At 68.8% G+C, this 13328-nt stretch carries 11 protein-coding genes; 9 read left to right on the top strand and 2 right to left on the bottom strand.

What is annotated here, in order from left to right; translation table 11 throughout:
* Positions 1–32: 32 nt before the first annotated feature.
* Positions 33–1586, top strand: coding sequence for an MFS transporter (locus tag AB0946_RS03815; RefSeq protein ID WP_366759006.1), 1554 nt, complete (start codon positions 33–35; stop codon positions 1584–1586).
* A gap of 78 nt (positions 1587–1664) precedes the next feature.
* Here AB0946_RS03815 and AB0946_RS03810 read toward each other — a convergent pair whose 3' ends face one another.
* A complete protein-coding gene (locus AB0946_RS03810) occupies positions 1665–2144 on the bottom strand; it encodes a hypothetical protein (protein ID WP_366759005.1) in 480 nt (159 codons plus the stop codon).
* Between the two features lie 186 nt (positions 2145–2330).
* Between AB0946_RS03810 and AB0946_RS03805 the strand changes: the two genes are divergently transcribed.
* Positions 2331–3284, top strand: coding sequence for a helix-turn-helix domain-containing protein (locus AB0946_RS03805; protein WP_366759004.1), 954 nt, complete (start codon positions 2331–2333; stop codon positions 3282–3284).
* A 16-nt stretch (positions 3285–3300) separates the two neighbouring features.
* Here the strand turns inward: AB0946_RS03805 and AB0946_RS03800 are convergent, their stop codons facing one another.
* Positions 3301–3603: a hypothetical protein gene (locus AB0946_RS03800; RefSeq protein WP_366759003.1), complete on the bottom strand. Its 303-nt coding sequence runs from the start codon at positions 3601–3603 to the stop codon at positions 3301–3303.
* 227 nt (positions 3604–3830) lie between these two features.
* Here AB0946_RS03800 and AB0946_RS03795 point away from each other — a divergent pair, with 227 nt between their 5' ends.
* The 7 genes from AB0946_RS03795 (at position 3831) to AB0946_RS03765 (ending at position 13295) form a co-directional block, all read left to right on the top strand.
* Positions 3831–4256 (top strand): Hsp20/alpha crystallin family protein, encoded by a 426-nt coding sequence (locus AB0946_RS03795; protein WP_366759002.1) that lies wholly within the window; start codon positions 3831–3833, stop codon positions 4254–4256.
* A gap of 349 nt (positions 4257–4605) precedes the next feature.
* Entirely contained in the window at positions 4606–5085 is a 480-nt protein-coding gene (locus AB0946_RS03790) for a DUF2267 domain-containing protein (RefSeq protein ID WP_366759001.1), read from the top strand.
* 208 nt (positions 5086–5293) lie between these two features.
* Positions 5294–6820 carry an ATP-binding protein gene (locus AB0946_RS03785; protein ID WP_366759000.1) on the top strand — a complete coding sequence of 509 codons (1527 nt, stop codon included), beginning with the start codon at positions 5294–5296 and terminating at the stop codon, positions 6818–6820.
* 53 nt (positions 6821–6873) lie between these two features.
* On the top strand, positions 6874–7848 hold the full coding sequence (locus tag AB0946_RS03780; RefSeq protein ID WP_366758999.1) for a PD-(D/E)XK motif protein: 975 nt from the start codon (positions 6874–6876) through the stop codon (positions 7846–7848).
* A gap of 40 nt (positions 7849–7888) precedes the next feature.
* Positions 7889–10867, top strand: coding sequence for a Z1 domain-containing protein (locus tag AB0946_RS03775; protein WP_366758998.1), 2979 nt, complete (start codon positions 7889–7891; stop codon positions 10865–10867).
* A 119-nt stretch (positions 10868–10986) separates the two neighbouring features.
* Complete coding sequence (locus tag AB0946_RS03770) at positions 10987–12024, top strand: DNA cytosine methyltransferase (RefSeq protein ID WP_366758997.1); 1038 nt, start codon at positions 10987–10989, stop codon at positions 12022–12024.
* 62 nt (positions 12025–12086) lie between these two features.
* Positions 12087–13295 carry a DNA cytosine methyltransferase gene (locus AB0946_RS03765; RefSeq protein WP_366758996.1) on the top strand — a complete coding sequence of 403 codons (1209 nt, stop codon included), beginning with the start codon at positions 12087–12089 and terminating at the stop codon, positions 13293–13295.
* Positions 13296–13328 lie beyond the last annotated feature (33 nt).

Below are 13328 nucleotides of genomic sequence, written 5' to 3'. Positions count from 1 at the left end.
GGTATCCCGTCCTTCGACGTGGAGGGAGCCCCATGAGCACAGCCGAGGCCGGCACCGGCCGGACCCTCACCACCGACATCCCCGCCCGACTCGACCGCCTGCCCTGGTCCCGCTGGCACTGGACGATCGTCATCGGCCTGGGCACCGTGTGGATCCTGGACGGCCTGGAGGTCACGGTCGTCGGCAACATCGCCAGCCGGTTGTCGGAGCCCGGCAGCGGTCTTTCGATCAGTTCCGGTCAGGTCACCGGTGTCGCCGCCGCGCTGTACGTGGCGGGCGCCTGCGCGGGTGCCCTGTTCTGGGGCCGGCTGACGGACCGTTTCGGCCGCAAGAACCTTTTCATGATCACGCTGGCGGTGTACCTCGCGGCGACGGCGCTCACGGCCGTCTCCTGGGAGGCCTGGTGGTTCTTCCTGTTCCGTTTCCTGACCGGTTTCGGCATCGGCGGTGAGTACGCGGCCATCAACTCCGCGATCGACGAGCTGATCCCGGCGGACTACCGCGGCCGGGTCGACCTGATCATCAACGGCAGTTTCTGGCTGGGTGCGGTCGGCGGCTCCCTGCTGTCGATCGTCGCGCTGGACACGGGGCTGCTGGCGGCGAACGTCGGCTGGCGCCTGACGTTCGCGCTCGGCGCCGTCCTGGCGCTGGTCATCCTGCTCGTACGGCGGCACGTCCCGGAGAGCCCGCGGTGGCTGCTGATCCACGGCAGGGACCGGGAGGCGGAGGAGATCGTCTCCGACATCGAACGCCGGGTGGAGGAGGAGCGGGGCGAGCCGCTCCCCGCGGCCGAGGGCGAGCTGGAGATCCACCAGCGCAAGAGCGTGTCGTTCATGGAGATCGCCCGCACGGTCTTCGGCCGTTACCGCAGGCGGGCGGTGCTCGGCTTCTCCCTCTTCATCGGCCAGGCGTTCCTGTACAACGCGATCACCTTCGGCTTCGGCGCGATCCTGACCAAGTTCTTCGACGTGCCCTCCGGTCACACCGGCTACTACTTCGCGGTGATCGCGGTCGGCAACTTCTGCGGCCCGCTGCTGCTGGGCAAGCTCTTCGACACGGTCGGCCGGCGGGTGATGATCTCCTCGACGTACCTGCTGTCGGGTGTGCTGCTGTTCGCCACGGCCTGGCTGTTCGACCGGGGTTCGCTGAGCGCGGGCACGCTGACCGCCTGCTGGTGCGCGGTGCTGTTCTTCGCCTCGGCGGGCGCCTCCAGCGCCTACCTCACGGTGTCGGAGATCTTCCCGATGGAGACGCGGGCGATGTCCATCGCGTTCTTCTACGCCCTCGGCACCGCGGCCGGCGGCATCAGCGGCCCGCTGCTGTTCGCCGATCTGACGGGCACGGGCCGGGTCGGCGACACCGTCCTCGCCTTCTGCATCGGCGCGGCGCTGATGTGCGCGGCCGGGCTGGTCGCCGCGTTCCTGGCGGTTCGGGCCGAACGCCGCTCCCTGGAGGACATCGCCCGCCCGCTGACGGCGGTGGCCGGCCGGGCCAAGGCCGCGGCCCAGGGCACCCGGCCGTCCCGGGGCACCCCGGGTTCGCAGGGCCCCGGCCCCACGGCACCGCCGGCGGCCAGCAGGCCGTGAGCGGCGGGGCCGGAGGGGCCCGGGTGGCGCCGGGGACGTCGACGGCCGGGCGCCGGTAGGGAGCGCGGCGGGTGAGCGTCAGGCTCCTGTGGTGGAGCCCGGCCGGACGATCATCAGGACGGTCACCGCGGCCCACAGCAGGTTGAACAGCCCGGTGACCATGCCGAGCCGCGCGGCCCGCCCGGCGTCCGCGCGTCCTTCGAGGAGCGCGGACTGGGCGGGCAGCACCAGAGCCGCGAGGACGAGGGCCGCGAGGGCGGTGAGGGCGATCGACACGATCAGCCAGGCGCTGCCGAGCACGCCCATCTCGCTCGCGGTGGCGAACCCGAAGACGGGGACGACGACGCCGACGACGGCGTAGACGCGGCAGATGCGGTGGAGCAGGCGCAGTGTGCCGGTGGGGTCGGGGTGGCCGCCGGCCCCCTGACCGTCGTCATCGCCGGGCCCGGTGGCCGGGGCCCGGCGGGCGGCGGGCGGGAACATGCTGGCGGCGACGGCGACGGGACCGATGGCGAGGATCGCGGCGATGACGTGGACGGAGAGCAGGAACTTGGTCACGGGGGGACGCTAGAGGGCGCGGGGATCCCGTAGAAGTGGCGGGATTGCCAGTGCCCGACGGATTCCCGCCAGAGCCTGGTCCCCTGGGTCGGCGGCGCCCTCTGGCGTCGCTGATTCCCGAGTCGGCAAGGGTCGGCAAAGGACGGACCGGTTGGCGACAACCCGTGGTACGGCTACCTTCTTGCCATGCATACGGTGGCCGTACTGGCGCTGGACGGCGTCATCCCGTTCGATCTCTCCGCACCCATCGACACCTTCGGCTGGGCGCGGCTGCCCGACGGCCGGGAGCCGTACCGGGTGCGGGTCTGTTCGGTGCGGGAGGAGGTGAGCGCGGGTGCCTTCACGGTCCGGGCGCCGTACGGCCTCCAGGCCCTGGCGGAGGCCGACACGATCATCCTGCCCGGGGTGGCGCGGCCCCCGGAGACGCTGCCGCCCGGGGTCGGCGAGGCCCTGCGCGCGGCGGCGGCGAACGGCACCCGGATCGCGTCGATCTGCGTGGGCGCGTTCCTCCTCGCGGCGACGGGCCTGCTGGACGGGCTGCGCGCGACGACGCACTGGGCCGCGGCCCAGGACCTGGCCCGGCGCCACCCGGCGGTGACGGTCGACCCGAACGTCCTGTACGTCGACAACGGCCAGTTCCTGACGTCGGCGGGCGCCGCGGCGGCCCTCGACATGTGCCTGCACATGATCCGCAAGGACTTCGGCTCGGCGGTCGCCGCGCACGCGGCCCGGATGTCGGTGATGCCGCTGGAACGGGAGGGCGGGCAGGCCCAGTTCATCGTCCACGACCTGCCCCCGGCCCCGGCCGGCACCACCATGGAGCCCCTGCTGGCCTGGCTGGAGGACCACTGCGACCAGGATCTGGCACTGGCCGAGATCGCGGCGAAGGCCGGCATGAGCACCCGTACCCTCAACCGCCGCTTCCGGGAGCAGACCGGTACGACGCCCCTGCAGTGGCTGCACCGGGCGCGGGTGCGACGGGCCCAGTACCTGCTGGAGACCACCGCGTACCCGGTGGAGCGCATCGCCGTCCAGACGGGCTTCGGCTCACCGACGGCGTTCCGGGAACGGTTCCGGAGGGTGGTGGGCACGAGCCCGCAGGCGTACCGGAGGGCGTTCCGGGCGGGGGAGAGGGTCTGACGTACCGGGGGCCGGGTCAGGCCTTGCGGTCGGCGACGGCCCAGGAGGCGAGGGCGACGGCACCCGCGACGCCGAGGACGGAGGGCCAGGCGCCGATCTTCTTGGCCAGGGGGTGGGACCCGGCGAACGCGGCGACGTAGGCGGCGGTCAGCGCGCCCGCGGCCTTCCCGCCGGCGCGGCTGCGCCACTGCTGGGCCGCCGCGGCGCCGGCGACGGCCAGGACGGCCCCGCCCAGCTGACGCTTCCGGGTCCAGCGGGCGACGCCGTAACCGCCGACGAGCCCGGTGGCGGCGACGACCGCGCTGGGAACTCCGGCCATGATGGCCTCCTCGTGTCCGTTTTCCGTGCCGTTGGGTCTGGCCCGAGGCTAACGCCGGCCCGAGGGCGACGCGCGGGCGGGTCGGGCGGGTCGGACGTACGCGCGTCTCAGCCGTGACCCGCATCCCGGGCGAACCTGAGTCGAGGCTTGTCAAGTTTCCGGCGGAGAGTTATATAAGAAGCCGTAGGGCATCGCACCCCGGCCCCTGATGGAAGGAGTGACCTGTGATGCTCATGCGTACGGACCCGTTCCGGGACTTCGACCGGCTCACGCAGCAGCTGTTCGGCGCGAACCCCCGCCCGTCCGCGATGCCGATGGACGCCTACCGTTCCGGGGACGAGTTCCTGGTCCACTTCGACCTCCCCGGGATCGACCCGGAGACGATCGAACTCGACGTCGAGCGCAACGTCCTCAACGTCCGCGCGGAGCGCCGCAGCCCCGCTCCCGAGGACGCGGAGATGCTGGTCGCCGAACGGCCCACGGGCACGTTCACCCGCCAGCTGTTCCTGGGCGAGACGCTCGACACGGAGCGCATCGACGCCTCGTACGAGGCCGGCGTCCTGACCCTGCGCATCCCGGTGGCCGAACAGGCCAAGCCGCGCCGCATCCAGATCACCGGCGGAGGCGGCGACCGCAAGGAGATCGGCGGCTGAGACCGCCGGATCAGCGGCTGAAAATCGCCGCCCAGGCCGTGTGCCGGACCGGGTGCGCGGCCGCTCGCGACGCGTGACCACCACGTGCCCCGCATGCCAGGCCGGCAGGCGGGGCACCAAAGCGCGCGGCAGGCCATGCGGCGCATGCGGCCCAGGAGCCCGGCGCGGTCCAGGCGGCCGATGCAGCCCGAGCGGCTCATGCTCCCCCAAGCGGCCCATGCAGCCCGAACAACCCATGTGGCCCGAGCGACCCATGCCGCACATTGGCCGAACTCCCGCCCATGCCCGCTGTATTACGGGGTACCGGGCTTCCGGTGCCCCGAAGCGTCCCGGAAGAGGAGCCAGCACGATGACCGTGACGACCCCGCAGCCCAGAACCACCATCTCCGCCCCGTCCCTGCGCCCGCGCGTCAAGGAGGAGCCGGAGGCCGCCGACTGGCTGGAGCTGACCGAGGCGGTGCGTGACGCGGGCCAGTACCCGACGAGGGCGGAGGCGGAAAGCGTCACCCGCATCGTCCTGTCGGCCCTCGGCGGCCACGTCACCGGCGACGAACGCGTGGCCCTGGCCCAGGCCCTCCCCCGGGAGGCGGGCCGCATCATCGCTGCCCAGATCCCCGCCACCCGCCCGTTGACGGCCCGCGAGTTCGTGGAGTCGGTGGCCACCCGCATAGAGGGCTCGACCCCCGCGACGGCCCGCTGGGACGTCAGCTCGGTCCTGAGCGTCCTGTCGACCCACGTCGGCGAGTCGCTGACCACCCGCGTCCTGGCCCAACTCCCCCCGGGGTATGCGTTGCTGTTCGGACGGGCGGATCTGGCGGCGACGGCGTAGACCTCACGAAGGTCACGGGCGCCGCAGGACGCGGCGTCCGGCCTCGCCGATCGATGGACGCCGGAGAGCACCGGCGGGCCTGACGTGCCATGGCATGGTTCCGGACGTGGAGCTTCCCCGTCCACGGTCGACTACGGCCGCCTCTTCGTCGCATGATGTCCGATGTCCGATTTCCGGGTAAGCGGGCACTCAGGCGAAAAGGCAGGTCATGGTCAGCGAGTGGCAGTTCGAAGTCCCCACGGCCGGCAGCAAGCGCCTGCCACCCGACGGGCGCTACATGGAAGCGCTCAGCAGCCAGGGTTACGGCTTCGAAGCGGCCATCGCCGACCTGGTCGACAACTCCATCGATGCCGGAGCAGCGAACGTAGTCATCCACTTCCTGCGCGACGGTGACCAGTTGGTCAGCCTGGTGATCGTCGACGACGGCAAGGGGATGAACGAAGACGAGCTGGACGTGGCCATGACGGTGGGTGGTCGTCGAGGCTATGCCAAAGGGTCGCTCGGTATGTTCGGCACCGGCTTGAAGTCCGCGTCGCTCAGCCATGCCGACTCGGTGACGGTGGTGAGTCGCACCAAGCGCACTCGCCCCGCTGGTCGGCGCTGGCTGATGGAGCACGCGAAGAAGAGTTTCGAGTGCGACATCATCGATCCCGACTTCGCTCAGGACTTCGTCGACTTCTACCAGGGACGACCGATCGGGTTCCAGGGCACGATCGTCCGATGGGACGGTGTCAAGGACTTCCCCAAGCATGGCGGCGGAGGTCAGACCGACCGCTATCTGCATCGCACGGTCAACAAACTGGGCCTGCACCTGGGGCTCTATTTGCACCGATTCCTGGCCCGGCACGACTTCCACATCACCATCTCCGTCCAAGATGTCCGGACCGGCATCGAATACGCCAACTACGGTGTCGAATCGCTCGACCCCTTCGGCTATCCGGTCTCGGGTGACGGAGGCTATCCGAGCACGTTCGTCGCCGAGACGCCGTCCCTGGGGCCCATCGAGCTGCACGCCCACATCTGGCCGCCGCGGTCCTCGCTCGACGAATACAAGGCTTTCGGTGCGGTCGTCGAGCGGGAAGGGTTCTACTTCTACCGGAACGACCGCCTCGTCCAAGCCGGTGGCTGGAACAACTACCGTCAGCCGGAGCAGCACCTGGCTCTCGCCCGGGTGGCGGTGGACCTCCCCGACGATCCTGAAGGAGAAGTCTTCCGGCTGACCGTGAAGAAGGAGGGAGTGCAGGCATCTCCCGAGTTCACGGCCGCTCTCGACTACGCCAAGGACGGTCAGGGGCGTACATTCGGCGGATACCTCGCGGATGCCGAGCGAGTCTATCGCGAGGCGAGGAAGCGGGCCGGTGTCACGCGCAAGGCCGCTGTTCCGCCCGGCCGTGGCATGGACCCGCAGGTGCGCCAGGTGATCGAAGAGGAGCTGCCTTTGCTCCACGAGGAACCATTGCAGTTCCGTTGGCAAAAGCTGCCCAACGACAGGTTCTTCGAGATCGATCAGGAGGCCCAGGTCCTCCTGCTGAATCAGCATTACCGCGCCGCACTACTGGGTGGCCGCAGCGGTACGCTCAACGATGCGCCGATGGTCAAGTCCCTGATGTACCTGCTGATGCAGGACGCCTTTCAGCGTGAGCGGCTGGGCAGTCGGCTCAAGGACAACATCGAACTCTGGCAGTCCGTTCTCGTCGCCGCCGCACGCACGGAACTCGATCGGGTGGCCGACTGATGGACAGCCGAAGAGCAGGGGTCGAGGATTCCCCCGGCGAGGGCGACTCTGCCGTGGAGGCAACCACGATCGAACTGCCCTGGACGACGGTGGAGCACTACCTTGGGCGCGGGCTGGGGGCCAGCTATCGACTCTCGGCCGTCGACGATCCGCTGGTCTCCTACGAGATCGCGGACGCAGGCCGTGGTATCGCCTTGCACGTCGAACTCTCGGGACACCACCATGCCCCACGGTCACCATTGGCGGCGGTTCGCATAGACCGTGTTCTCCACGGCGGACGGCGTCTGGCGCGCGTCACGACTTCGGAGCCCGAACTGCTCCGGGACTTCCATGACCTCCTGCTGGCCGTGGCGGATCGCATCGTCGTAGACGGTCAGGACCTGGCGCGGGCCTTCGACGAGACGGTGCGTGGTTGGAGCGCTCTGCTGGGGAGGCCGAGTGGTCTCTCACGGGAGCGGCGCCTCGGACTCCACGGAGAACTCGCCGTCCTGACGAGAGCGGCCGCAACCATGGGATGGCAGGCAGCACTCGACACCTGGGTGGGGCCGACCGGTGAGGAGCACGACTTCGCCCTCGGTTCGGCGGATCTGGAGGTCAAGACAACGGCCACGGAACGCCGGAGACACGCCATCCACGGTCTCGGACAGCTTACGGAGACGGCCGGACGGCCGCTCTGGTTCGCCTCGCTGCGCCTGACCCGAGGCGGTGTCGGCGGGCGCACCCTCGCGGACTCGGTGAAAGCCGCGCGGGACGCGGCCGCCGCCGAGCGCATCGCCCTGGGACGACGACTGGACGCACTGCTGGATGCCGTGGGCTGGGACGCCGAACAGCCGGACGACGAGCGTTGGACGCCACGCGACAGTCCCCTGGTGATCAGGGCGGCGGACATGCCTCGCCTCACGGTGGACGACCTGCCCGAAGGCACGGTCGGACGCATCGACGCGGTGAACTACGCCGTGGACGTCACGGGGTTGTCGTCCCTCAGGCACGTTCCGCCTCTCGACCTCTCCGACCTTCCGCTCCCCTGACCCACGACGCTCGGCGTTCGCCGGCACCCCGAGGAAACACATGACCAGCAGTTCCACCGACGCCCTTCTCCTGCAGGTGCTCGATGCCGCTCTCGCGGACATGCGCACCAGCCGTCCCAAGAATCTCGAGCGCGCACTCGGCTACCAGGCGGAGAGCATCTCTCCGGAGGCCGAGGATCTGGCACGCGAGGACGTCGTGCGCGCGGCGCTCGAACGATCCCACCCGACGGACCCGCTGGTCGAGGCATGGCGCAGGAGACTGACCGACTGGGACTTCCTGCCGGACGCCCCGTGGTCCAAGAGCCTGGAGCGAACCCAACAGCGCCGGGACGACGTCTACGGTCTGCTCGCCCTGTCCGAGCAGACACGCAAGCTGCTGGACAGCCTCGTTCCCGTGTCCCGAGTCGACGCTCCCGTGGTCATCAGCGAGGAGTTCGTCCCGTGGTACACGCCGCAGTCGATGCAAGGACGGTCCTGGTATTGGCCGGCCTATCGCTCCTACCTGGAGAAGAAGAGATGGGGGCCCGAGGCCGTGGCAGGGCTCGACGTCGCCACCGATGCGGTGGTCGAGCGGCTGGCCGATCCGACACAGTCCGCCGCCTACCAGGCGAAGGGACTGGTCGTCGGCTATGTGCAGTCCGGTAAAACCGCCAACTTCGCCGGGGTGATCGCCAAAGCGGTCGACGCCGGTTATCGTCTCGTCATCGTCCTCGGCGGAACCCTCAACATGCTCCGGGCGCAGACCCAGCGTCGCCTCGACATGGAACTGGTCGGGCGCGAGAACATCCTGCGTGGAGCGAGCGAGTACGAGTCCGACTACGCCAACGATCCTGCCTGGATCCAGGGCAGGTTCACCAGCTTCGGTGATCTGCCGTCGACCCGAGGCGGGTTCGACATCGTGCGGCTCACCACGCGGGACGACGACTACAAGAGCCTGCTGCAGGGCATCACGGCGCTCGAATTCGAGAAGCAGGAGCCGGCGCTACCGCTGTACGATCCACGCAATCTGCACCGGTCGTCTGCGCGCCTCATGGTCGTCAAGAAGCACAAGACGGTCCTGGGCAAGCTCGTCAAGGATCTGAAGAAGATCAAGACGCCACTGTCCGAGATTCCCGTTCTGATCATCGACGACGAGTCCGACGAGGCATCGGTCAACACCTCCAACCTCGCGAAGCCCGACGCGGAACGCAGCGCCATCAACCTGAAGATCTCGGAATTGCTGCAACTGCTGCCGCGTGCCCAATACGTCGGGTACACGGCCACCCCGTACGCGAACGTGTTCGTCGATCCCAGCGACGCCGAGGACATCTTCCCGAAGGACTTCATCGTCTCCCTGCCGCGCCCGGAGGGATACATGGGCGCCCGTGACTTCCACGACCTCGACTCCGCGATCCCGGAGGGCGAGCGCGACTTCGCCAACTCCAACGAATTGGCCCACGTGCGCAACATCACCGTGCACGACGAGAGCGGCGACGACGACTTCTGCCTGCAACAGGCCATGGACATGTTCGTCCTCACGGCGGCCATGAAGCTGTACCGAGAGGACAGGGGAGGACTGGGAGACCGCTACTTCCAGCACCACACCATGCTGATCCACGAGTCCGTGCGCACCGACGTGCACCGCGAACTCCTGGGCAAGGTGACCGAGATGTGGTGGAACGCGGGATACATGGGAGAGGCCGGTCGCCGGCGCCTGAAGGAGCTTTTCGAGAAGGACGTCGCTCCGGTGTCGGCCGTGCGTGCGGACGGTCATGCCGTCCCGCCCTCCTACGAAGCGCTGGCCCCGTACGTCGGACCGGCCGTCGCCCGTATCGGCGGCGACGACCGCCCGATCATCGTCGTCAACGGTGACAAGGACATCGAGACCGGAGAGGCGGACTTCGACAAGCGCTCCATCTGGAAGATTCTCATCGGCGGCCAGAAGCTCGCCCGTGGATTCACCGTCGAAGGACTCACGGTCTCCTATTTCCGTCGCCGTGCGGGCAATGCGTCCACCCTCATGCAGATGGGGCGTTGGTTCGGTTTCCGCGAGGGTTACCGGGACCTGGTGCGGCTCTTCCTCGGCCGCGCGGAGACCGTGGGGACCAAGGAGATCGACCTGTATGCCGGGTTCGAGGCGATCTGCCTGGACGAGGAGAACTTCCGCAAGGAGCTGAAGCAGTACGCGAAGATCATCGACGGCAGGCCCCAGGTCACCCCTGATCAGGTGCCTCCGCTCGTCTCGCAGCACTTGCCCTGGCTCAAGCCGACCAGTCCGAACAAGATGTACAACGCACGCCTGGTCGAGTTGCGGTCCCCCGGGCAGTGGCAGGAACCCACGGCCTACCCGACCCGGGCGGCCGACCTGCGACACAACACCCTCCTGTGGACAACGGTTCTGGAGTCGTTGTCCCCGACGGCCGAGTCGTTTGCCTATCACTTCCCAGCCGAGGCCGACCGCGACGCCGTCACCCATCGGTTCGAGGCGTTCGTCGGAACGCTTACGCCCGCAGCGTTGCTCGACCTGATTCGACAGGTGCGCTGGGGGGCTCCGTCGCAGTTCGCTCCCCATCTGGCGTATTTGTCCGAGATCAACGACGCTGCTTCGTCGGACGTCGACGACTGGCTCGTGTTCGCGCCGCAGCACGCGAAGCGCGGACAACGTCTGCTCATCGGCGCGGGTAACCGCTCGTACGCCTGGTTCGGACGCGAGCGGCGGCGGGGTCCACTCTTCGGCGCCTTGAGCGAGCCCAAGCATCGCGCGGTGCCCCTGCGCGTCGCGGGCGGCCTCGCCGACTCGGGGGACCGGAGCACCGAGGCACTGGTCGCTCCTCGGAGGGGCGTCGTCGTGGTGTATCCGGTGGTGGAGCCGAAGCACCGGGTCGACATCGGAGAGGACGGTCGGCTCGCGCCCGAGAAGATCACCATGGCCTTCTCCTTCGTGGCGCCCGCGTCGGCTCGACGCACCGACGGCCGCGTACTGCGCTTCACCACGATCGACTCGGGCAAGGAAGGGCAGGCGATCATCGACACCCCGTGATCGAAAGCATCTCCGGCGTACCCGGTCGGCCAGTACCCTTGATCAGGGGGTTCTTGCCGGCCGGGTAGGTATGGGCTCGCACGGCCTCCGTTCGAGGGCGACGGGAGGACGAGGGCAGCGTGATCGGGGGGAAGGCGCCGTCCGCGGCGGTGCACGGTGACGGGATCTCGTCGACCCGTCTCAGCTCGCTGGAGATCTGCGCCGGGGCCGGAGGGCTCGCACGAGGCCTGGAAGACGCGGGGTTCGACCCGGTGCTGCTTCTCGACAACCGGCCGGTCGCCTGCGAGACGCTGCGTATCAACCGGCCCCACTGGGACGTCCGACAGATCGATCTGGCCGACTTCGATCCCGTGGACGAGCAGCAGGTCTACGACGTTGAACTCCTCTCCGGGGGACTGCCCCGGATGAAGTCGCCCGCGGCGGCGAATCGCACGAGAGGAAACGACGCGGAACTCGCTGTACTCACGGCTGCGGTCGACCTGATCTACGGCGTGCAGCCCAAGGCGATTCTGCTGGAAAATGTGCCAGATCTGGCGCGAAAGCCCGAGTATCAACCGATCCGTGACTTCGTCGGTGAAGAACTCGGTCACCTCGGTTACCGCTTCCTGTGGCATGTGCTCAACGCCAAGGATTACGGAGTACCGCAGCACAGAGAGGTCGGCTTCCTCATAGCCTTCAAGGGCGCCCTGATCGACCGATTCAAGTGGCCAATGCCGCATCCGGGACCGGCTCCGACAGTGGGAGAGACACTGCGAGACTCCATGGGAGCCCGAGGATGGACCGACGCCGACAAGTGGGCCGACCAAGCCGGCGCGCCCGCGCCCACCATCGTCGGGGGCTCCTGGGATCGCGGCGGAGCGGATCTCGGGCCGACCGGCGCCAAGCGCAAGTGGGCTCAGATGGGGGTTGATGGAGCCACCGTCGCCGACGAGGTGCCGGGCGCGGATTTCGCCTGGAATCCGGCAGCCGGCCGCAGCGGCCTCGTCCCGCTCACCGTCGAGCAAGCGGCTCTCTTGCAGGGATTTCCGCAGGAGTGGCGCATCGCCGGCCGGAAGACCGCGCGCTACCGGCAAGTGGGCAACGCCACACCCCCTCCGCTCGCGCGAGCGGTGGGCGAGGCCGTCGCCTCCGTCCTGCGGTCCGAAGCGGGGTCCTGATGCTTCGGGCGGTTGGTGAAGGAGGAGTCGGTCGGGTCGCCTGGCCGATAGACTTTGCGACCATGACCAGCGCACCGCCCGAAGAGGCCCGACGAGGGCAGTTCCAGATCGTCGACCTCTTCGCGGGGCCCGGTGGACTGGATCTGGCGGCCGAAGTTCTGGGTATTCCGTCGATCGGGATCGAATGGGACGACGACGCCGTGGCCACTCGACTCGCTGCCGGGCTGCCGACGGTCCACGGCGACGTCCGACTCTTCGGCCCCGATCACCGTGACTTCAAGGAATGCAACGTGCTGGCGGGCGGGCCTCCGTGTCAGACGTTCTCCATCGCCGGAAGCGGCTCGGGACGCAAGGCGCTCGAAGACGTCACGAAGTTCATCCACCGCATGCACGACTGGTACGAGCGTGAGAAGGCGGGCCGCAAGGGGGAGACCTGGGAGGACATCCAGCGAGAGCTGGAGAAGCTCGACGACGAACGCACCGGGTTGGTCCTCCAGCCGCTTCGCTGGGTCTTCGAGGCGATGCTTCGCCCGCGCCACGGTGGGACGGAGCCCCGGCCCTTCGACGTGATCGTGCTGGAGCAGGTCCCCGCGGTCATCGCTGTGTGGCACGAGTACGAAAAGGTGCTGCAGGCCGTGGGTTACCGGACCACGGCAAGGGTCTTCCACACGGAGCAGTACGGGGTGCCGCAGACGCGTCGTCGTGCCGTGCTCGTCGCTCGGCGTACCGAGTTCCCCAAGCACTTCGTGCCGCCGACGCACCAGCAGTACCGCAAGGGTGTCGTGCCCACCGACACGCTCTTCGGGCCCCGTGAGTCCTGGATTTCGATGGAGAAGGCCCTCAAGGACGTTTACGCGCGCGGCATTGTGGACGAGGCGGCGCAGCGCATCGAGCCGTTCTGTGTCGTCTCCAACTACGGCAGTGGTGGCGATCCCAAGGCGCGCGGTCGACGCGAATCCGACGAACCATCCGCGACGATCACCGGCAAGTGGAAGCGGAACCGGATCGTGAGCCGCGGCAGGCCCGAGAGGGAGCTGGACCGCCTGAGCAACGAGGAAGCCGGCGTCTTCCAGAGCTTCCCCTATCGATATCCGTGGCGCGGTAACGACCAGGCCCAGCAGATCGGCAACGCGGTGCCGCCGCGATTCGGGGTGCACGTCTTGAGCGCGGCACTCGATCTCGGTGTTCCCGGGGATGCCGTATGGGAAAAGCTGCTGCAATGGCCGTCGGAACCGCAGGAACAGACCACGCCTGCCGAAGGCCAGGTCTAGGGCCTGATCGAAAGGCCCTAGCCCGCCATCCGC

This window comes from Streptomyces sp. NPDC046870, assembly GCF_040704595.1.
GTDB classification, from domain to species: domain Bacteria; phylum Actinomycetota; class Actinomycetes; order Streptomycetales; family Streptomycetaceae; genus Streptomyces; species Streptomyces argyrophylli.
This window is presented reverse-complemented; position numbering and strand designations above follow the sequence as displayed.

Coding starts and splice junctions, on each gene's coding strand:
- AB0946_RS03775 (WP_366758998.1), top strand. CDS start 7,889: ATGACCAGCAGTTCCACCGACGCCCTTCTCCTGCAGGTGCTCGATGCC.
- AB0946_RS03800 (WP_366759003.1), bottom strand. CDS start 3,603: ATGGCCGGAGTTCCCAGCGCGGTCGTCGCCGCCACCGGGCTCGTCGGC.
- AB0946_RS03805 (WP_366759004.1), top strand. CDS start 2,331: ATGCATACGGTGGCCGTACTGGCGCTGGACGGCGTCATCCCGTTCGAT.
- AB0946_RS03765 (WP_366758996.1), top strand. CDS start 12,087: ATGACCAGCGCACCGCCCGAAGAGGCCCGACGAGGGCAGTTCCAGATC.
- AB0946_RS03815 (WP_366759006.1), top strand. CDS start 33: ATGAGCACAGCCGAGGCCGGCACCGGCCGGACCCTCACCACCGACATC.
- AB0946_RS03785 (WP_366759000.1), top strand. CDS start 5,294: ATGGTCAGCGAGTGGCAGTTCGAAGTCCCCACGGCCGGCAGCAAGCGC.
- AB0946_RS03790 (WP_366759001.1), top strand. CDS start 4,606: ATGACCGTGACGACCCCGCAGCCCAGAACCACCATCTCCGCCCCGTCC.
- AB0946_RS03795 (WP_366759002.1), top strand. CDS start 3,831: ATGCTCATGCGTACGGACCCGTTCCGGGACTTCGACCGGCTCACGCAG.